Source organism: Nocardiopsis sp. KDC1DS13DA1 (assembly GCF_055632325.1).
The window spans coordinates 1-19,185 of the sequence record NZ_JBVMUY010000025.1 but is presented as its reverse complement, the minus strand read 5'-3'; the positions used below and the strand labels follow the sequence as shown (position 1 = coordinate 19,185).

Genomic DNA, 19,185 nt, shown 5'->3' with positions numbered 1-19,185 from the left:
CCCGGCACGGGTCTCCTCCGGACCCCCTGGCGTGCTGCGACACTGATTCCCCGACAAATGTGTGCCACAGCCACATGTGAATCGGATCACCACGGTTCTACCTTCGGGTTGGCACCCCATCCCCCCAGGTCGGGCGGGTACGTCGGGCACGCGGGTGCCGACTGGAGGAGTCCCATGCGCAAGATCCCCGTGACCGCCGCGACCGCCGTGCTCCTGGCCGCGACCGCCTGCGGTGCCCCGGGCGAGACCGCCGGAGCCGGGGAGGACGGTCCGATCCGCATCGGGATCGTCTACTCGTCCACCGGCCCCCTCGCCAGCTACGGAGAGCAGTACCGCCAGGGTTTCGAGGCCGGTCTCGACCACGCCACCAACGGCACCATGGAGATCGACGGACGCACCGTCGAGGTCGAGTTCATGGACGACGCCGGGGACCCCGCCACGGGCGTCTCCGCCGCACGGGAGCTCATCGGCACCGGACACGACATCATCGCCGGGTCCGTCTCCTCCGGCATCGCCGTCCAGATCGCCCCGCTCGCCGAGCAGAACGACATCCTCTTCGTCTCCGGACCGGCCGCGACCGACGCCATCACCGGTATCAACGACCACACGTTCCGCTCGGGCCGCCAGACCTACCAGGACATCCTCACCGCGAGCACCTTCATCGACGACCCCGACGGCGCGAACGTGGTCGTACTGGCCCAGCAGAACGCCTTCGGCCAGGCCAACGTCTCCACCGTCACCGAGGTCCTGGAAGCCGAGGGCGCCACCGTCGACAGCGTCCTCGCACCCCCGGACAGCACCGACCTGACCCCCTTCGCCGAGCAGGTCAACCAGACCGAGGCGGACCTGGTCTTCGTCGCCTGGGCGGGCGAGACCGCCTCCGCCATGTGGCAGGCCCTCGACCAGCAGGGCGTCCTCGACTCCAACGAGGTCGTCACCGGACTGGACATCAAGCCGTCCTACCCCGTCTTCGGTGAGGCGGGCGACCGCATCTCCTTCCTGGCCCACTACTTCGACGGAGCCGCCGAGACCGAGGTCGCCGAGATCATGCGCGGCACCGTCGAGGCGGCGGGCGGCGAGGTCGACCTCTTCACCCCGGACGGGTTCACCGCCGCGCAGATGGTCGTGCACGCCGCCTCCTCCGGCGCCGACACCCAGGAGCGGATCGACGCCCTGGAGGGGTGGACCTTCGACGGTGCCAAGGGCGAACTCCACGTGCGCGCCGACGACCACGCCCTCATCCAGCCCATGTACCAGGTGCGGATGGTCGGCGAGGGCGAGGACGCGCGGCCCGAGCTCATCGCGGAGATCCCCGCCGCCGACGTCGAGCCCGGGATGGCGGAGTAGGCGGTGTCCGTCTCGGGCCTCCGCCTCGCTCCGGCCCGCCCGTCGCCCGTTCCCCGCTCGCGTTCCGCCTCGCACGACCCCGGCGGCGCCCGGACGGAAGACCCCCGGACCACCGCTCCGAGAAACGGTGCACCACCCATGACTGCCGAACCCACCGAGCCCACCGAGCCCACCGGCCCCGGCGCGCCAGCCGGGGCCACCCGCCCCACCGAGCCGGGGACGGCGCCGGACGCACCCGCCGTCCCCTCCCCCTCCCCCGTCCTCGCACTGGAGGACGTCAGCTGGTCGGTCGGCGGCGCCGTCATCGTCGACCACGTCACCATGGACGTCCGCGAGGGCGAGTTCGTCGCGCTGATCGGCCCCAACGGCGCCGGAAAGACCTCACTGTTCAATCTGGTCTCCGGGCTCACCAAGCCCACGGGCGGCACCATCCGCCTCTCCGGTACCGACGTCACCCGACACGCCCCGCACCGCCGCGCCCGCCTGGGTATGGGCCGCACCTTCCAGACCTCCAGCGTCTTCGCCGACCTCACCGTCGGCGCCAACGTCGGCCTCGCCGTCCAGGCCCGGGACGGGGGGTCCCACCGGTTCTGGCGGCGGGCCGCCCCCGACGGCGGCCCCGAGACGGGGGACGTCCTGGACCTGGTCCGCCTCTCCCACCGCGTGGACGCCCTGGCCGGAGACCTCTCCCACGGCGACAAACGCAAGCTCGAACTCGCCCTCCTGCTCGCGCGCGGACCCCGGCTCATCCTCCTGGACGAGCCCATGGCCGGGGTCAGCGCCGGCGAGGTCGGCGAGCTCACCACCGTCATCCGGGACGTGCACCGCGAACGCGGCCGCTCGGTCCTCATGGTCGAACACCACATGGAGGTCCTCCTCGACATGGCCGACCGACTGGCCGTCCTGCACCACGGTGCCCTGCTCGCCCACACCGACCCCGACTCGGCCATGTCCGACCCCCGCGTCCAGGCCGCCTACCTCGGGGACGCGGCGTGACCGCCGCCGAGCCGCTCCTGGAGGCGGCCGACCTGCACGTGTGGATCGAGGGATCGCACATCCTCCAGGGGGTGTCCTTCACGATGCCGCGCCGGGGCGTCACCGCACTCCTGGGCCGCAACGGCGTCGGCAAGACCACGACGGTCAAGGCCCTGCTCGGCCTGGTCCCGCGCAGCGGGCGGGTGCGGTTCGACGGCACCGACACCACCGCGCTGCCCACGTACGCCATCGTCGCGCGCGGGATCGGCTACGTTCCCGAGGACCGCGGCGTCTTCTCGGCGCTCACCGTCGCGGAGAACCTGCGGCTGGCCGAGCGCCGCCCGGGGCGCCCCCGCTACGACCTCGTCCACGAACTCTTCCCCGAACTGCGCGAACGCGCCGCCCAACCGGCGGGCACCCTGTCCGGCGGCCAGCAGCAGATGCTCGCCATCGGCCGCGCCCTGCTCAACGACAACGCCCTGCTCGTCGTGGACGAACCCACCAAGGGCCTCGCCCCCAGGATCGTCGCGGAGGTCGCCGACGCGGTCGCCCGCGCCGCCGAACGGGTGCCGGTCCTGCTCGTCGAGCAGAACCTGGCGCTCGTCCGCCGCGTCGCCGACCGGGCGGTCGTCCTGGACGCGGGCCGCGTCATCCACACCGGGTCGGCCACCGAACTCCTCGACGACCCCGAACGCGTCCGCTCACTGCTCGGGGTGGGGCGCTCCGCCCCGGCCGCCGACACGACAGGGAGGCACACGTGAGCACCATCGTCCTCCTCACCCTCACCGGCCTCGGCCTGGGCGCCCTGTACTTCCTCATCGCCTCGGGCCTGTCCCTGATCTTCGGCCTGATGGACGTACTCAACTTCGCGCACGGCGCGTTCCTCGCCATCGGCGCCTACGGCACCTGGTGGGCGAGCGAGTACCTGCCGGGCGCGGGTCCGGACGGGGTCGGCTTCCTGCTCGCCGTGGCCTTCGGGGTCGCCGCCGGCACCCTCGCCGCCACCCTCGTCGAACTCTGCGTCATCCGCCCGCTGTACGGGCGGCACCGCGAGCAGATCCTCGCCACGGTCGGACTCAGCCTGGCCGTGCCCGCGCTGCTCCAGGCGGTCTGGGGCGCCGACCCGCTCCCCTTCCCGCGCCCCGACCTGGTGTCCGGCACCGTCGGCGTGCTCGGCGTGAACGTCCCCCGGGACCGCTTCCTGCTGATCCTCGCCGCCGTCGCCGTGTTCGCCGCGCTCTGGCTGTTCAACGCGCGGACCCGCTACGGCCTGATCGTCCGTGCGGGCGTCCAGGACCGGGCGATGGTCACCGCGCTGGGCATCGACGTTCGCAGGGCGTTCACCCTGGTGTTCGCGATCGGCGGGGCCGCCGCCGCGCTGGCGGGGGCGCTCGGCGGCCTCTACTTCGGCGTGGTCACCCCGACCCAGGGCCTGTCCCTGCTGATCTTCGCGTTCATCGTCGTCGTGATCGGCGGTACCACCTCGCTCACCGGATGCGCGGTGGCCTCCCTGGCCGTCGGCCTCATCCAGCAGTTCGCCAACTACTACACCGTCGCCGGTCTGGGCGACATCGCCGTGGTCGTCGTCCTCGCCCTGGTGCTGCTCACCCGGCAGGGCGGACTGGCCGCCAGGAAGTCCGCGGAGAGGGTGGCCTGATGACCGAGACCGACGTGACGGCCCAGGCACCGGACCGCACCGGTTCCCCCGACTCCCCGCGCCCCGCCGCCCGCGCACGGCGGCGCCCGCCGCGGTGGGCGGTCCCGGTCGCCGTACTCGTGGCGGCGCTGACCCTGCCGTTCTCGACACTGAGCCTGCCCGGGCTGTTCGAGGGCGCGCTGAACGGTCCCCCGACCCTGCACCTGCTCGCCACCTGCCTGGTCTTCGGCGGGCTGGCCACCAGCTACGACCTGCTCTACGGGCGCGTGGGGCTGCTCTCCTTCGGGCACGCCCTCTACTTCGCCTGCGGGGCCTACGCCGCCGCGCTGCTCATGTCCGCGCTGGACCTGCCGCTCGTGTGGGCGGCCGTGGTCGCCGTGGTCGGCGGCACCCTCCTGTCCCTCCTCCTCGGCGCGGTCTCGCTCCGGGTCAACGGGATCGCCCTGGCCATGGTGACGCTCGCCTTCGCCCAGGCCGGATCGATCCTCGTCGCACGCGACCCGGGCCGGGTCACCGGCGGTGAGGAGGGCCTCTCACTGGACACCGCGCACGTTCCCGACGCGTTCGTGGGCGTGGTCAACACGGTCAACCTGTACTGGGCCGCCGTCGCCTACGTCGCGGTCACCCTCGCGGTGGTGTGGTGGCTGGACGCCTCCCCGGTCGGCCGCGTCTGGCGGGGGATCCGCGCCAACGAGCAGCGCGTCTCGGTGCTGGGCGTCAACCCCTACCCCTACAAGCTGGCGGCGTTCACCGTCGGCGGCGGGCTGGCCTCCCTGGGCGGCGTCACCTACCTGCTGGTCGCCGGGGGCGTCACCCCCGTCGTCACCACCGCCGAGTTCACCCTCACCCTGCTGGTGATGGTGGCCCTGGGCGGTGCGGGCACCCGCTGGGGGCCGCTGCTGGGGGCGGCCCTGTACACCTACGCCGACCACCGGCTCCTCCAGCTCGGCGGCTCCGACGCCTTCGCCGCGCTGCCCGCCTGGATCGCCGCCCCGCTCTCACAGCCCCTGTTCGTCCTCGGCGCGCTGTTCGTCCTGATGGTGTTCTTCTTCCCCGGCGGCGTCGTCGCGCTCCCCGGGAGGATCAGGTCGGCACTGCGGGACCGCCGGGGTCCCGCACACACGAAGGAGGCAGCATGACCGAGACGCAACGCGACGCGTCCGAGGACGCCTGGACCGCCGGGGAGGAGTCCACCGTCCCCGTTCCGGGCGGCGACCTCGCCGTCACCCGCTGGGGCACGGGACCCGGAACCCCGGTCCTGGGCATCCACGGCATCACCGCCAACGGGTACGCCCTGGCCCGCCCGGCCGTCGAGCTGGACCGGCTGGGCGGGCCCCCGCTGATCGCCCCCGACCTGCGCGGCCGCGGCCGCAGCGGGCACCTGCCCGGCCCCTTCGGGCTGGGCGCCCACGTCGACGACGCCATCGCGGTCCTGGACGCCCACGGCGTGGACCGCACCGTCCTCGTCGGCCACTCGATGGGCGCCTTCGTGGCGTGCCTGGCCGCCGTCCGCCACCCCGACCGGGTCACCGGCCTGCTCCTCGTCGACGGCGGACACGGGCTCCCGGTGCCGCCCGGGGCCGACATCGAGGACGTGCTCGGCCCCGCCATGGCCCGGCTCCGCATGTCGTTCACGGACACCGACGCCTACCGGGACTTCTGGCGGAACCACCCCGCCATGGCCGGGCGGTGGAACACCTGGGTGGACCACTACGTCACCCGTGACCTCACCGGCACCGAACCCGACCTGCGCTCAGCCTGCTCGGAGGAGGCCGCGCGGGTCGACGGGGCGCAGGTCCTCACCGACCCCGAGGTGCTGGGCGCGATCCACCGCCTGCCCCGACCCGCCCGCCTGGCCTGGGCGGCGCGCGGTCTGCTCGACGAGAGCCCCGGCCTGTACACGCCCGAACGCCTGGCCGGGCTCCCCGACGACCTCGCCCTCCTGGAACTGCCCGACGACAACCACTACAGCCCGATGTTCTCCTCAACCGCCGGTCTGCTCGCCCAGGAGATCCACTCCCTGGTCCAGCAGACCGTGCAGGTGCAGGGCGAGCTGTAGCTCCAACGCGCGGTCGGGGAGCTGCCAGTCCGTCCCGATCAGCTGCCCGACCCGCTCCAGGCGTTGCGCCACCGTGTTCACGTGGATGTGCAGGTCGTCCTTGGCGCGGGACAGGTTGCCCCCGGCCGCGAAGTAGGCGCGCAGCGTCTCCACGAGCAGCGTGCCGCGCCGCTCGTCGTACTCCAGCAACGGGCCGAGGGTCGCCGCGACGAACCCCGGCACGTCCCGGTCCTGGCTCAGCAGCAGACCGGAGAACCCCAGGTCCTCCGCGGTGGCCGCGTCCCCCTCCCGGCCCAGCGCACGCAGGGTCTGCAGGCAGCGCGTCGCCTCGGTGAACGCGTCGCGGAACGACCCCGGCCCCTCCGTCGGCCCGGCCAGCCCCGCCGTCACCGGTCCGTTCGCCGCCGCGGACAGTTCCGCGACCACCCGCTGTCCCACCTCGGCGGGGTCGGTCCCGGGCAGCGCCAGCACCACCCGCCCGGACCGCTGACCGGTCAGTCCCCCGGTGGTCTCCGCGACGTGGGTCGCCGCCGACCGCACCCGGCCCGGGTCGGCGCCGGGCGCCTCCGCCACCACCAGCACGTGCGGCGCGTCCAGGTCGGCGCGGAGCAGCGCGGCACGCTGGCGCAGTGACCCCGGTTCGCGCGCGGGGATCTCCAGCAGTTCGTTGAGCAGGTCGCCGCGGACCCGGTGCTCGGTCTCGCTCACCGAGCGGCGGATGAGCAGGAGCAGGGCGGTCACCATGGCGGCGCGCTCCAGGATCCGCTGGTCGGTGTCGTCCAGCACGGCACCGCGCAGCACGAGCGTGCCCAGCGGTTCGCTCCCGGCCGCTGCCGCGGCCACCCACGTACGGCCGACCGCTCCGCCGGGACCGCCCGTCTCACTGACGGGCACCGCGCGCCCGCTGGTCAGCGACGAACGCACCGCCTCGGCGAGGTCGGCGTGGTGCGACGGGTCGCCGCCCGGCTCGGCCTCGCCGACCACGCCCTCGGGGGTGGCGGTCACCGACGCGTCCGAGGCCGTGTCGTGGATGAGCACCGAACCGCGCAGCACCTCCGCGATCGCCGCCGCCACCTCGCGCACCCCGCCCCCGCGCAGCACCAGGTCGGTCAGCCGGTCGTGCGCGGCGGCCGACCGCTCCACCGAGGCGGTGTGCCGCTGGAGCCGCTCGTTCACCGTGTGCAGCTCGTCGAGGGCGCGGCGGGTGTCGTCGATGAGGTTCGCGCTGTCGATCGCGATCGCCGCGTGCGTGGCCAGCGACGCCAGCAGCGCCACCTCCGAGTGCGCGAACGGCCGCTCGCGGCGGTTGGCCGCGAACAGCACCCCCACGTCGCGGCCGTTCATCTTCAACGGCACGCCCAGGATGGCCACCAGGCCCTCGTCGCGCACCGCGTGGTCGATGTTCTCCGCGTGGGTGAACCGCGGGTCGGCGAAGTAGTTCGCCGTGACGTAGGGCAGCGCGGTCGTGGCCACCAGCCCGCCCAGCCCCTTGCCCGAGCCGAGCCGCAGCTGCTGGAAGGACGCGGACACCGACCCCGACGTCACCCGCATGTACGTGCCGCCCGCCTCCGGATCGCTCAGCGTCAGGTACGCCACGTCCGTGCCGAGCAGGTGCCGGGCCCGCTCCACGATCGCCTGGAGGACCTGGTCCAGGCTGCGCATCCCCGCGAGGTCGTTGGCCGTCTCGAACAGGGCGCTCAGCTCGGACTCGCGGCGCTGGCGGTCCCGCATGACCGACCGCACGCGCAGCGCCGTCAGCTTCGCGCTCTCCAGCGCGGCCACGCGGGCGGGGTCGGCGCCCTCCGCGCGGGCGCGCAGCACCGGCCGCTCGTACTCGACGGTCGGGGCGTCCCGCAGGAGGAGGTCCAGGAAGGGCGCCTGGTCCACCGCGTCCGCGGGGTTCTCGGCACGCACGTGGTCGGGGTGCTCGTCCGGGGACGCGCCGTCCCCGGACGTGGGAATGGTGTTCAGCTCGCGCTCCATGCTCCGTCGACGGCCAGCGACGCGCCGTTGACGAACGACGCGTCGTCACCGCACAGGTAGACGACGAGTTCGGCGACCTCGGCCGGTTCGATCAGCCGCTTCACCGGACTCCGGGCCAACAGGACCTCCGCGGCCACCCGCTCCTCCGGGATGCCGTGCGCCGCCGCCTGTTCGGCGATCTGTCGCTCCACCAGGGGTGTGCGCACATAGCCGGGGTTCACGCAGTTGGAGGTCACCCCGTGCGCGGCGCCCTCCACGGCCACCACCTTGGAGAACCCCTCCAACCCGTGCTTGGCGGTCACGTAGGCCGACTTGTAGGCCGAGGCGCGCAGTCCGTGCACCGAGGAGATGTTCACGACGCGGCCCCACCCCCGCTCGTACATGTGCGGGAGTGCGCCGCGCACGACGCGGAACGGCGACTCGACCATGAGTCGAAGGATGAACGAGAAACGCTCCGGGGGGAAGTCCTGGACGGGGGCGACCGTCTGCACCCCCGCGTTGTTCACGACGATGTCGGCGCCGCGTCCGGCCTCCTCGGCGGCGTCCAGGTCGGTGAGGTCGATCTCGACGGGTTCGCCGACCCCCTGGTCGGCCAGTTCCGCGAGGGCCCGGCCGTCCAGGTCCGCCATCCGTACGGTGGCTCCCGTGGCGGAGAGCCGCAGCGCGCAGGCGCGGCCGATGCCGCTGGCGGCTCCGGTCACCAGAGCGGTCCTGCCGGTCAGGTCGACCCGGGCGGTGTGGGCGGCGGCGGTCGGGGCGGGGGCGCCGGGAGCGTGCCCGACCGTGCCCGACGGGGAGTCGTGCGTCGTCATGTCAGCAACGTAGGTCGGGTGTGCCGATCACGGGATGGAGCCCGACGACACACACACCATCGATGATGTGTGGCGGGCAGACATCCCTCTGGGAGGCGTTGTGGGGTCCCCACGGTGCGAGCGCCGGTGATCGTGGTCTCGTCGACATGTCGCCTGGGTCACATTCCGGGTTAGGCTCCGTGCCACGGTTCGGCCGAACCCCCCTCCCCCCACCGTCGAACCCGGAGGCTCCCATGCACTCCCCCATCCCGGCCCTCCGAACGTCCCTCGCGATGCTGCTGACGCTGCTCACCATCGCCGCGACCGTCCTCCTCGCCACCGCGCCGCGTGCCGAGGCCGCCACGCTGACCCCGGTGCCCTCCTTCGGATCCGACCCCGGAGACCTCGGCATGTACGCGTACGTACCCGAGGGTCTCCCCGACGACGCGCCCCTGGTCGTCCTCCTGCACGGCTGCGGCCAGGACGCCGCCGCCTACCACGCCCACTCCGGCTGGGCCGGGTACGCCGACACCTCCGGCTTCGCCCTCGTCTACGCCGAGCAGAACTACCTCAACAACGTCAGCCGCTGCTTCAACTGGTTCTCCCCCGGCGACGTGGCCAGGGGATCCGGCGAGGCCGCCTCCGTGCGCTCCATGGTCGGGTACGCCGTGGCCGAGTACGGGCTCGACACCGACCGGGTGTACGTGTCCGGCCTCTCCGCGGGCGGCGCGATGGCGGGTGAGCTGCTCGCCGCCTACCCCGACGTCTTCGCCGGGGGATCCGTCGTCTCCGGCGTCCCCGCGGGGTGCGCCGACAGCATGATCGGCGCGTTCACCTGCATGAACCCGGGCGTGACCCGAACCCCCGAGCAGTGGGGCGACCAGGTGCGCGCCAAGAACCCCGACTGGACCGGCCCGTGGCCGCGCGTCGCGGTCTGGCACGGCACCGCCGACTACACGGTCGCCCCCGCCAACGCGGACGCGAGCGTCGCGCAGTGGACCAACGTCGCGGGTGTGTCCGGAGAGCCCGACCGCACCGAGACGATCGGCGGTGCGACCACGGCGGCCTACCACGGAGGCGGACCCACGACGGCGGCCGTCGCCCGGTACACGGTGTCCGGGATGGGGCACGGCGTTCCCGTCGAGCCCTCCACCGGCTGCGGAAGCGCGGGCGCGTACTTCCTCGACACCGTCTGCTCGACCGGCCACACGGTCGCGTTCTGGGGTATCGGCGGCCCGGTGGGCTGACTCCCGGCCGGACCGTCAGAGCGTGCTCTCGCCCCTGGCCAGGCTGCCGAAGTGGGCGACCGTGGCGCCCAGCGCGAAGTGTGCCGCCTGGTGCTCGGTCATCGGTACGACACCGGCGGAGATCTGCACCCGGAAGGGGAACTCGTCCTCGGGGCGGATGCGGAAGTCGTCGATCACCCCCTGGGACAGGAGCATGGTCAGGGCCTCCCGGACCTGTCCGCTGCGGTTGTCCGACGCCCAGATCGACATGTCACCAAGGTAACGCAGCCGACCTCCCCGGTTACGGGGTTCCGGTCGATCGCGGGTCCGGCCGGGGTGAGGACACGTGTGCGGGTGGGCGCGGCGGCCCACCCGCACACATGGGACGGCGGGCACGACCCCCGTGGTGCCCGCCTCCGCCGTCGTCCGCGTCCGCGGCCGTCCCCCGGGCCGCGGACGCGGTGACGGGGATCTCAGGAGTGCCGTTCGGAGGGGTCCGGGGCGTGGTCGAGCACGTTGCCCCTCAGCCGGCCCAGGGACATGCGCGTGGCCTCGAACTCGCCCTCGGGGAGCGCGATGGCCCGGCCGATCGCCTCGGGGATGCCCTCGACCAGGTCGCGCAACCGCACCCCCTCGTCGGTGGCGGTGACGCGGACGGTCCGCTCGTCCCGGGGATCGCGGCCGCGGTGGAGCAGGCCCCGCGACTCCAGACGCTTGAGCATCGGGGTGAGGGTGCCGTAGTCGAGTTGCAGGACGGAACCGATCTCCTTGACGGAGCAGTCACCCCGCTCCCACAGCAGCATCATCACCAGGTACTGGGGATAGGTCAGCCCCAACGGGTCGAGGAGGGGCCGGTAGAGGTTGGTGACGGCCCGCGCGGCGGTGTACAGCGCGAAGCACATCTGCTCGTCGACGGGAGGCAGGGGGGAACCGGCCTCGGGGGCAGGGGTTCGGTCCGACACCGGACACATGGTAGTTACCGCGTGGGCGATGTCAAAGTTTTCGATGTCCTCGTGCACGAGGTGTCCCCCGGTTCCGGGGCGGAACCGGGGGACACACCGTCACTGCCGGGGAGGGTCCGTCGGCAGGTACCGCTTCATCACCTTGCCGGCGGGGTTGCGCGGCAGTTCGTCCAACAGGACCACGTCGCGCGGCACGGAGAACCGGCCGAGCTCCCGCCGCACCACCATCCGGACCTCGTTCGGGTCCACCTCCGAGCCCTCGCGCGCCACGACGAACGCCGCGAAGCGGTGCCCGAACTCCTCGTCCGGCACACCCGTCACCGCGACCTCGCTCACCGAGGGCAGCGTCAGGATCGACTCCTCCACGGGGCGGGGGAAGACGTTCTCCCCACCCGAGATGATCATGTCGTCGTCGCGCCCGGCGACGTGCAGCAACCCCGCGGCGTCGACGTGCCCCCGGTCGCCGGTCTCCATGAGCCCGTGCACACTGCGTTTGTTCGCGCCGTTGGTGTACCCGTCGAACAGCATCTCGTTGCCGACGAAGATCGACCCCTCCGTCCCCCGGGGCACCTCCTCGCCGTCCGCGTCGAGGATCGCCACCCGCGTGCCCAGGGGAGGCCGCCCCGCCGTGCCCGGCGCGCTCCGCATGTCCTCCGGGGTCGCGATGGTCGCCCACGACACCTCGGTCGACCCGTACAGGTTGTAGAGGACGTCCCCGAACGCGTCCATGAACTCCGTGATCAGGCGCGGACTCATCGCCGAGCCGCTGCACGCCACGATCCGCAGCGACGAGGTGTCGTACCTCGCGCACACCTCCGCGGGCAGGTCCATGATCCTCCGCAGCATCACCGGGGCCGCGACCAGCGCCGTGCAGCGCTCCTCCGCCACGGCCCGCAACGCGTCCTCCGGGTCGAACCGGCGGCGCGTGACCAGCGTCGCGCGCAGGGACATCCCCAACTGGACACCGGCCAGGCCCCACGTGTGGAAGAACGGAGCCGAGACCAGGACGCGGTCCGACGAGTCCAGCGGGATCCGGGACAGCACGGACGCCGCGTCCCGCGGCCCCCTCGGCGTCGGCCGGCGCGCGCCCTTCGGCGTGCCCGTCGTTCCCGACGTCAGGACGATCAGCCTGCCCGGACGCTTCGGCGGCGCCGGGTCGGCCGCCGTGTCCTCCTCCGCGCTCCACGGAACCTGGAGGCCCCCGGCCGGAGCGTCCCCCCAGGCCCGCACACGGGGGACGTCGTCGGGCACCTCCGCGCACTGGTCCTCGAACTCGTCGTCGACGATGAGCAGCGACACCGCGTTGGCCACCGACGCGGCGGCCAACTGCCCCGGGGACAGCCCCGTGTTCAACAGGACGGAGTCGGCTCCCAGACGGCCGCAGGCGATCATCGCCTGCACGAACGCGCTGTGGTTGCGGCACAGCACACCCACCCGCGCGCCCTCGCCCACACCCAGGCGGTGCAGTGCGCGGGCGAGGGCCCGGCCGCGCAGGTTCATCTCCCGGAACGTGGCCGAACCTCGTTCGTCGACCACGGCCACGTGGTCGGGGACGCGCTCGTTCGCGGCGGCGTAGGCGCCGGCCACCGTCGAGCCCCAGGTACGCAGGGCACGGAGCTGCCGGACGATCCGGTCGGGGCGCCCCGGGGTGATCACCCCGGCGCGGACGAGGACCCGTACCGTGCTCAGGGTCCGGCGCAGGGGGGAGGTGTCGGACGGGCTTCCGGCGTTGGACGCCATGATGTCTCCGAAGGGTCAGGGACGGGCGAAGCGGTCCGCGCCTCACCGGAGAGCCTTCGCCGCCCGACTCCCCGGAGTACTGCGACGGTAGGCGACGGGCCACCGGTTTTTCTTTGTCCCGGAGTGCGTGTCCGGCCATGCCGGTTTGTCACTCCGGGACAGATCGACGGGTGCTCCGCGGGGTGTCCGGGCTCCGACCGTCCGGAGAGCGGGTCAGAGGTCGAACTTCATGGGCTGCTCGCTCGGTTCGGGCATGCCCCCCTCCGGTTCCAGGGACACCCCCACCTGGACGGGGGAGCCCATGTCGTGCGCCATCCCGGAGTAGCGCCCGTCCGACGACAGCGAGAGCATCCCGGCCGACCGCATGCCGTCCTCGTCGACGTACCACATCTGGTAGGCCATCCCCGTGGGCGCGTCCGGCAGCCCCTCCACGACGAGCATGAGCGCGTCCATCTCGTAGGAGGTGAAGGCCGTGGCCCGGGCGCCGTCCCCCAGCGGTCCCTCGTGCATGTGGGTGTCCGGTGCGGCGAGCAGGGCCTCGACCTCGGCGTGGTGCCGCTGACTCTCCTCCATGCTGCGGCCCGTGGACAGCAGCGTGACCCCGAGCGTGACCGCGACCAGCGCGCACGCCGCCGCCACGAGCCACGGCAGCTGGGCGCGCCACCACCGGGCGGGGCCGCGCACCACCGCGGCGGTGCTCCCGTCCCCGCCCCGGTCCTCGTTCTCACTCCCTTGGTCGGGGCCGCCCTCCGCCGGCGCCGTCCCGTCCGTCTCCGTGAGGGACGGGAGGGGAGCCTGACGGGTCCGCCGCGCCTGGGCGCTGATCCGCGCCCACAACTCCTCCGGTGGCCGGGCGGCCTCCGCGTAGGCCAGTCTGACCAGAGTCTCCCGGAACTCCGCCAGGTCGCGTCGGCAGTCCTCGCATCCGGGCAGGTGCCGCTCCACGGCGGCGCGCTCCTCCGGCTCCAGCGCGTCCACCGCGTATCCGGCGATCAGGCCGTGGACGTCCATGTCGTTCATGCGGCCACCCCCAGGCAGTCACGGAGCCGGATCAGGCCGTCGCGCAGGCGCCCCTTCAACGTGGTCAGCGGGACCTTGAGGAGGTCGGCCGCCTCCCGCTGCGTGTAGCCCGTGTAGTAGGTGAGCCGGACGGCGTCGCGTTGCAGTTCGGTGAGCCGACGCAGACACCGCCGCACCTTCTCCCGCTCAAGGCTGCTCTCGACGTGCCGCTCCACACCGTCGGCGGGCGTCGACTCCGGTTCCAGACGTCCGGCGGCGGCCGCGCGCTCCGTCGCGGCCTCCTCCGACCGCACCCGGTCGACCGCCCTGCGGTGGGCGATCACCATCACCCAGGAACGGACGCTCCCGCGTGCGGGGTCGAAGCGGGAACAGAGCCGCCACACCTCCAGGAACACCTCTTGGGCCACCTCCTCGGACTGCGCCTCGTCCAGGAGGACCCGGCGCACCACACCGAACACCGGCCCGCACAGTTCCCGGTAGACCCGCTCGAACGCGGCGAGGTCGCCCACCGCCGTCCTGCGGAGCAGATCGGTCAGCTCCTCGTTCGAGGGAACCGATCCTCCGACGGGCCTCCCCGCGCCATCCGTCCCGATGTCTCTCACCCGTTCCACGGTCACCGTCCTCCCACCTGCCGTTTCCCGGTATTCGGTGTGGGGTCCGGTAAGGCGACGTCCCGGCCGGGACATGTTTACCGGTTCGTGATCATATTGCACGTCTCCCCGGACGGAGCGGCTCCGAACCCAGGGCATGTTCGACACCACCCGCACCACCGGATCCGTACCGGGAGCGATCGCCGGCCTGGTCGCGACCGGTGCCGCGCTCGCGACGGCCGAGGTCGTCGGCGCCCTGCTGGCCAGACCCTCGTCGACCCCGGTCCTGGCGGTGGGCGACGCCGTCGTCGACCTCACCCCGCAGCCGGTGAAGCAGTTCGCGGTCGACACCTTCGGGACGGCCGACAAGATCGCCCTCTTCGTCGGTATGGGCGTGATCCTGGCGGGTGCGGCGGCGCTGCTGGGTGCGGCCGCGGCCCGGCGGCGACGGATCGGCTTCGCGGGGATCGCGGTGTTCGGCGCGATCGGCCTCGCCGCGGCTCTCACCCGGCCCGGGAGCGGTGCACTCGACGCGCTGCCGACCCTCGCCGGGGCGGTCGCCTGCGGCGGGGTCCTCGTCTGGCTCCTCGGGGTGGCGTCGCGACCGGCGCCGTCCACCGGGGAGGAGACCGTGTCCGACGCCGGGCTGTCCCGGCCGGACACGGAGGAACCCCTCGGGGCGGAGGGGCCCCGAGGGTTCGACCGCAGGAGGTTCACCCTGCTCGCGGGTGCCGCCGCGGTCGCCTCGGCGGGCGCGGGGACGGCCGCCGGGCTGCTGGCGTCGACCGGCGGACGGGCGGGGCTCGCGCCGGAGGACGTCACCCTCCCCCGGCCCGCCTTCCCGGCCGCCCCGGTCCCCGACGGCGCGGACCTGGAGATCGACGGCCTGGCCTCCTTCCTCACTCCCAACGACGACTTCTACCGGATCGACACCGCCCTCTCCGTGCCGCGTGTGGACGCCTCCGCCTGGTCGCTCCGTATCCACGGGCTGGGCGCGCGCGAGCGGGTGTACACCTTCGCGGACCTGCTCGCCCGGGACGACCTCACAGAACGCGACATCACCCTGGCCTGCGTCTCCAACCCGATCGGCGGAGACTACGTGGGCAACGCGCGCTGGATCGGCGTGCCGCTCGCCACCCTCCTGGAGGAGGCGGGAGTGCGCCCGCCCGGGGACGGCGGCCCCGCGGACCAGCTCGTGTCGCGCTCCGAGGACGGCATGACCATCGGCACCCCCGTGGCCGACGTGATGGACGGACGCGACGCCCTCATCGCCGTCGGTATGAACGGACGGCCCCTCCCCCGCGACCACGGGTTCCCCGCGCGCATGGTGGTGCCCGGCCTGTACGGATACGTGTCGGCCTGCAAGTGGATCGTCGACATCGAACTGACCACCTTCGACGCCTTCGACGCCTACTGGGTCCCGAGGGGCTGGTCGGCCCGGGGGCCGATCAAGACGCAGTCCCGGATCGACACACCCCGCGAACGCGCGACGGTACCCGCCGGAACGGTCATGATCGCGGGTGTGGCCTGGGCACAGTACACCGGGATCGACCGGGTGGAGGTCCGCGTGGACGACGGCGAGTGGCGTGCGGCCGCGCTGGCCGACGAGGACACGGCCGACACCTGGCGCCAGTGGGCCTACGAGTGGGACGCGGAGCCGGGTGAGCACCGGATCTTTGTGCGTGCCACCGACAGGGACGGTGCGACGCAGACGTCGGACCGGGCCGCCGTGGCCCCCGACGGCGCGACCGGCCACCACACGGTCGAGGTGACCGTCGCCTGACGGCGCGCCCTCGGACGTGGACACAAGCCCCCGGGAGCCCGTGGACGGGGTTCCGGGACGGATGACGGATCAGCACAGGAAAAGGAAAGAGCCCACCATGACCGCACGCAACACCCTGCGCCGCCTCCTCGTGGCCGGAGCCATCAGTGCCACCGCCGCCCTCTCCCTGGCCGCGTGCAACGACACGGCGAGCGACGAGCCCACCGTGGAGAGCGAGGAGATGGACGAGGGGACCGAGGACGGCATGGAGGAGGACTCCATGGAGGACGAGTCCATGGACGACGGGACCATGGATGACATGGACGAGTCCACGGAGGGAGACTCCATGGACGGTGACATGACCGAGGACGACGGCATGGAGGACTCCATGGACGACTCCACCGACTCCATGGACGACATGGACGACGAGAACTGACCGCTCACCCGGTGAGCCCGGCCCACGCGGGCCGGGCTCCGCGGGGACACGGATCGGATCCCGTGTCCCCGTCAGCCGTCCGGTGTCAGCCGGTCACGGTGATCGGTGCCGTCGGGTCATCGGTGTTGGTGACCTCGTAGGTGGCGGTGAAACCGGACTCGGTCGCCTCCGTCGGGCAGCCGAAGCCGCCCTCGACGACGGTCGGCGCGGTGGTGTCGAACACCAGCGTCGAGGCCGGGTCACCGTTGGTCCACGTGCCCGTGATGCCGACGTCGGCGTTCGGGCTCACCGTGGCGGTGCACGACGCGAGGCCGCTCGTGGTCACCACGATGCCCCCGGCCGGGACCACCATCGTGCCCACGGACGGGGAACCGTGCTGCATCGACATCTGCCACACCGGGTCGACCACGTCGACGGTGGCGGAGACGAACGTGACGTTGGTGGAGCAGTTCGTGAAGTCCGGCGCGTTGATCGGACCGGAGACCGGACCGGCCGGGTTGTGGTTGTCGGGGGCGTCGGGAACCAGGTTGTTGCCGCCTCCGGGGGAGGTCGACGAAGTGTCGCAGGTGATCTCGACGTTCCCGGCGGTGAAGACGGCGCTGCCGGAGAGCGACGCCTCGAAGGCGGCCCCGGCCGGCTCGACGGTGGTGGAGGCCGCCTGCGCGGCCAGGGCGGTGCCGCCCCAGGCGAGGCTGAGGACTCCGGCGGATGCCGCCGCGGAGGCGACGAGGCAGGAGCGGGTGCGGGATCTCGGTCGCGGAACCGACATGATGACTCCTTGTGTGGTGGCCGGGCGCCACACACGAGCGACGCCCAGCGGTACTGGGGATGCGCGCCGATGTAGGTCGATGGGACTTGCCGGACGGGGCCGGGGACGCACGGGTCGGTGCCCACGCGCCCCCGGGGCCTTGTGTGTGGCCGGAGGAACGGGAGACGGGGGTCATCAGCGCCTGCGGGGCGGGCGCGCGACGGGACGCCAGGCGAAGGCGAGTCCGCCGCCGACCAGGGCCAGCAGGGTGCCGACGAGCAGACCGCCGAGGTTCGACAGGATGAGCGCGCCCAGGCCGAGGAACCCGGCCAGCGATCCGGTGATGACGTGCTGGTTCGGGGTGAACCACGTGACCAGGCCGAGCAGGACGAGCATCCCGCCGAACAGCAGCGACGAGACTCCGCCGACACCTGTCTGGACCATCAGCTCCAGCGGCATGACGACGAACGAGGCCAGCACGGCGCCGGACGCGATGATCAGCAGCCCGCCCGCGAAGGGGCGGCGTTTGCGCCAGTCACGCCAGGCACCCAGGACACGTGTGCCCCTTCCGGCGCTGCGGGAGCCCCGACGCGTTCCCCTCAGAAGCACTCGTCGTCCCCGAGCCGCAGGCTGAGACTCAGACCGGAGAGCCGGAAGGTTCCGGCGCTGGCCGCGCGGGCGGTCTGCTCCAGGCCCTCGACGTGGATGGTGTCCGACTGCATGCCGAAGGTGTCCTGGAAGCCCTGCGCTCCCTCCGGCCCCTTGTCGAGCGTTGAGGCGTCCCGCCCGATCTCGATGTTCTCGAACACCGCGTTGCCGTCCATCTGGGACATGTCGATCATCAGGTTGCTGGCCTCGACCGGTGTTCCCTGGTCTCCTGCGGTGAGCGTGAGCGAGATGGTGCCGATGATCGGGAACTCGGTGAGCACCGACTGGCAGAGGTTGTGGATCTCCGCCTCACGGATTCCGGCGACCGCGGCGGGCACGGCCTCACCGCGGGCGGTCTGGTTCAGCCACCCGTACTGCACGAAGCCCTCGCCGTGCAGCTCGTCGGCGGAGATCTTGAAGTCCTGACCGGAGACCGTGAACGACGCGGCGAGCGCGCCCTCGGCCATGGCCACGACGATGCCGCCGACCGCCGCGGTGGCGGGCAGGGCGAACAGTGCGAAGCGCTTCCAGCTGGTGTGGCTCTCGGGGACCGTGTCGGTGGAGTCGGCAGGCGGCGTCAGTGGCTCGTCGACGGGTTCGGGGGATGCGATGTCCATGCGCGTAGTTCCTCGGGTACGGGACCGCGCTGCGCCTGCCGTCCCCCCGAACATCCGGCACGCGGTCTGGTCTGGATCCTCCCCGTGGATCGGGGCGGTGCCTCACTGGAAGCTGTTGCATCCAGCAATGCTGCACATGATGTGACGCGAAGTCCCTTATTTCAAGGGTGTTTCAGCAAGTTTCCGAGTCTCGTTCGGCTTCTGCAGAGAGGCACTTCGAGAACGTGTTTCAGTTGGAGGCGGCGTGGACGGAGGGGGAGAGGGTGGCCTGCCGTGGTGTCGTGTGCGCCCTGAGGTTCGGGGGCGTCGGCCGGTTTCCGGTGAGAAGGTGACCGCCGACACGGCGGGTTCGGTTTGCCTGGACTCTGGCCGGGGGGTAATGTTCTCCGAGTCGCCGCGGGACGGTGAGCGGCCCTCAGGGCCGACTCGGAACCGGGCCGCGATCCGAACTCCCTTCACTGAACCGACTGGTTCGAGCATGCGCTCGGAGCGGGTAAGCTCGGTGAGCGCTCCAGAAACGATCAATTGCGGTCGGGAATGGCGCGGGATGTAGGATAAAGTGACACAAGCGGGCGCTTTACCCCGTTCGGTTGATCCGAAACCGCCGATTTGGCGGGACACGGA

At 72.6% G+C, this 19,185-nt stretch carries 19 protein-coding genes; 9 read left to right on the top strand and 10 right to left on the bottom strand.

Annotation, left to right across the window (positions count from 1 at the left end):
- Positions 1 to 174: 174 nt before the first annotated feature.
- From ACTVAJ_RS16275 to ACTVAJ_RS16250, 6 genes are all read left to right on the top strand, one after another.
- Entirely contained in the window at positions 175 to 1,347 is a 1,173-nt protein-coding gene (locus ACTVAJ_RS16275) for a substrate-binding domain-containing protein (RefSeq protein WP_470389010.1), read from the top strand.
- A gap of 138 nt (positions 1,348 to 1,485) precedes the next feature.
- On the top strand, positions 1,486 to 2,343 hold the full coding sequence (locus ACTVAJ_RS16270; RefSeq protein ID WP_470389009.1) for an ABC transporter ATP-binding protein: 858 nt from the start codon (positions 1,486 to 1,488) through the stop codon (positions 2,341 to 2,343).
- Positions 2,340 to 3,083: an ABC transporter ATP-binding protein gene (locus tag ACTVAJ_RS16265; protein WP_470389008.1), complete on the top strand. Its 744-nt coding sequence runs from the start codon at positions 2,340 to 2,342 to the stop codon at positions 3,081 to 3,083. Before ACTVAJ_RS16270 ends, ACTVAJ_RS16265 begins: the two co-directional genes overlap by 4 nt.
- Positions 3,080 to 3,979, top strand: a complete 900-nt coding sequence (locus ACTVAJ_RS16260) for a branched-chain amino acid ABC transporter permease (protein ID WP_470389007.1) — start codon at positions 3,080 to 3,082, stop codon at positions 3,977 to 3,979. The genes ACTVAJ_RS16265 and ACTVAJ_RS16260 overlap by 4 nt, the downstream gene beginning before the upstream one ends.
- On the top strand, positions 3,979 to 5,118 hold the full coding sequence (locus tag ACTVAJ_RS16255; RefSeq protein WP_470389006.1) for a branched-chain amino acid ABC transporter permease: 1,140 nt from the start codon (positions 3,979 to 3,981) through the stop codon (positions 5,116 to 5,118). Before ACTVAJ_RS16260 ends, ACTVAJ_RS16255 begins: the two co-directional genes overlap by 1 nt.
- The gene (locus ACTVAJ_RS16250) at positions 5,115 to 6,038 is read left to right on the top strand and encodes an alpha/beta fold hydrolase (protein WP_470389005.1); all 924 of its coding nucleotides are present in this window, start codon (positions 5,115 to 5,117) and stop codon (positions 6,036 to 6,038) included. The genes ACTVAJ_RS16255 and ACTVAJ_RS16250 overlap by 4 nt, the downstream gene beginning before the upstream one ends.
- Here the strand turns inward: ACTVAJ_RS16250 and ACTVAJ_RS16245 are convergent.
- Complete coding sequence (locus tag ACTVAJ_RS16245; protein ID WP_470389004.1) at positions 5,964 to 8,021, bottom strand: helix-turn-helix domain-containing protein; 2,058 nt, start codon at positions 8,019 to 8,021, stop codon at positions 5,964 to 5,966. The two genes, ACTVAJ_RS16250 and ACTVAJ_RS16245, sit on opposite strands and share 75 nt — an antisense overlap.
- Complete coding sequence (locus ACTVAJ_RS16240) at positions 8,006 to 8,833, bottom strand: 3-hydroxybutyrate dehydrogenase (RefSeq protein WP_470389003.1); 828 nt, start codon at positions 8,831 to 8,833, stop codon at positions 8,006 to 8,008. Before ACTVAJ_RS16240 ends, ACTVAJ_RS16245 begins: the two co-directional genes overlap by 16 nt.
- A gap of 233 nt (positions 8,834 to 9,066) precedes the next feature.
- On the opposite strand from ACTVAJ_RS16240, the gene ACTVAJ_RS16235 reads away from it, so the two are divergent.
- Positions 9,067 to 10,059: an extracellular catalytic domain type 1 short-chain-length polyhydroxyalkanoate depolymerase gene (locus ACTVAJ_RS16235; protein ID WP_470389002.1), complete on the top strand. Its 993-nt coding sequence runs from the start codon at positions 9,067 to 9,069 to the stop codon at positions 10,057 to 10,059.
- 15 nt (positions 10,060 to 10,074) lie between these two features.
- On the opposite strand, the gene ACTVAJ_RS16230 is transcribed toward ACTVAJ_RS16235, so the two are convergent.
- The 5 genes from ACTVAJ_RS16230 to sigK form a co-directional block, all read right to left on the bottom strand.
- Positions 10,075 to 10,308 carry a hypothetical protein gene (locus ACTVAJ_RS16230; protein ID WP_470389001.1) on the bottom strand — a complete coding sequence of 78 codons (234 nt, stop codon included), beginning with the start codon at positions 10,306 to 10,308 and terminating at the stop codon, positions 10,075 to 10,077.
- Positions 10,309 to 10,511: 203 nt separating this feature from the next.
- The gene (locus ACTVAJ_RS16225) at positions 10,512 to 11,009 is read right to left on the bottom strand and encodes a MarR family winged helix-turn-helix transcriptional regulator (protein WP_470389000.1); all 498 of its coding nucleotides are present in this window, start codon (positions 11,007 to 11,009) and stop codon (positions 10,512 to 10,514) included.
- A 90-nt stretch (positions 11,010 to 11,099) separates the two neighbouring features.
- Complete coding sequence (locus ACTVAJ_RS16220; protein WP_470388999.1) at positions 11,100 to 12,740, bottom strand: AMP-binding protein; 1,641 nt, start codon at positions 12,738 to 12,740, stop codon at positions 11,100 to 11,102.
- A gap of 213 nt (positions 12,741 to 12,953) precedes the next feature.
- Positions 12,954 to 13,760, bottom strand: coding sequence for an anti-sigma factor (locus tag ACTVAJ_RS16215; protein WP_470388998.1), 807 nt, complete (start codon positions 13,758 to 13,760; stop codon positions 12,954 to 12,956).
- Positions 13,757 to 14,353: an ECF RNA polymerase sigma factor SigK gene (sigK, locus tag ACTVAJ_RS16210; protein WP_470389179.1), complete on the bottom strand. Its 597-nt coding sequence runs from the start codon at positions 14,351 to 14,353 to the stop codon at positions 13,757 to 13,759. The genes ACTVAJ_RS16215 and sigK overlap by 4 nt, the downstream gene beginning before the upstream one ends.
- 154 nt (positions 14,354 to 14,507) lie before the next feature.
- Between sigK and ACTVAJ_RS16205 the strand changes: the two genes are divergently transcribed.
- Both ACTVAJ_RS16205 and ACTVAJ_RS16200 read left to right on the top strand, forming a co-directional pair.
- Entirely contained in the window at positions 14,508 to 16,133 is a 1,626-nt protein-coding gene (locus ACTVAJ_RS16205) for a molybdopterin-dependent oxidoreductase (protein WP_470388997.1), read from the top strand.
- A 97-nt stretch (positions 16,134 to 16,230) separates the two neighbouring features.
- Positions 16,231 to 16,548, top strand: a complete 318-nt coding sequence (locus ACTVAJ_RS16200) for a hypothetical protein (protein WP_470388996.1) — start codon at positions 16,231 to 16,233, stop codon at positions 16,546 to 16,548.
- An 85-nt stretch (positions 16,549 to 16,633) separates the two neighbouring features.
- Here ACTVAJ_RS16200 and ACTVAJ_RS16195 read toward each other — a convergent pair whose 3' ends face one another.
- From ACTVAJ_RS16195 to ACTVAJ_RS16185, 3 genes are all read right to left on the bottom strand, one after another.
- Positions 16,634 to 17,317, bottom strand: coding sequence for a hypothetical protein (locus ACTVAJ_RS16195; protein WP_470388995.1), 684 nt, complete (start codon positions 17,315 to 17,317; stop codon positions 16,634 to 16,636).
- Between the two features lie 174 nt (positions 17,318 to 17,491).
- On the bottom strand, positions 17,492 to 17,848 hold the full coding sequence (locus ACTVAJ_RS16190) for a DUF6114 domain-containing protein (protein ID WP_470389178.1): 357 nt from the start codon (positions 17,846 to 17,848) through the stop codon (positions 17,492 to 17,494).
- A gap of 47 nt (positions 17,849 to 17,895) precedes the next feature.
- Entirely contained in the window at positions 17,896 to 18,561 is a 666-nt protein-coding gene (locus tag ACTVAJ_RS16185; protein ID WP_470388994.1) for a DUF6230 family protein, read from the bottom strand.
- Positions 18,562 to 19,185: the final 624 nt, after the last annotated feature.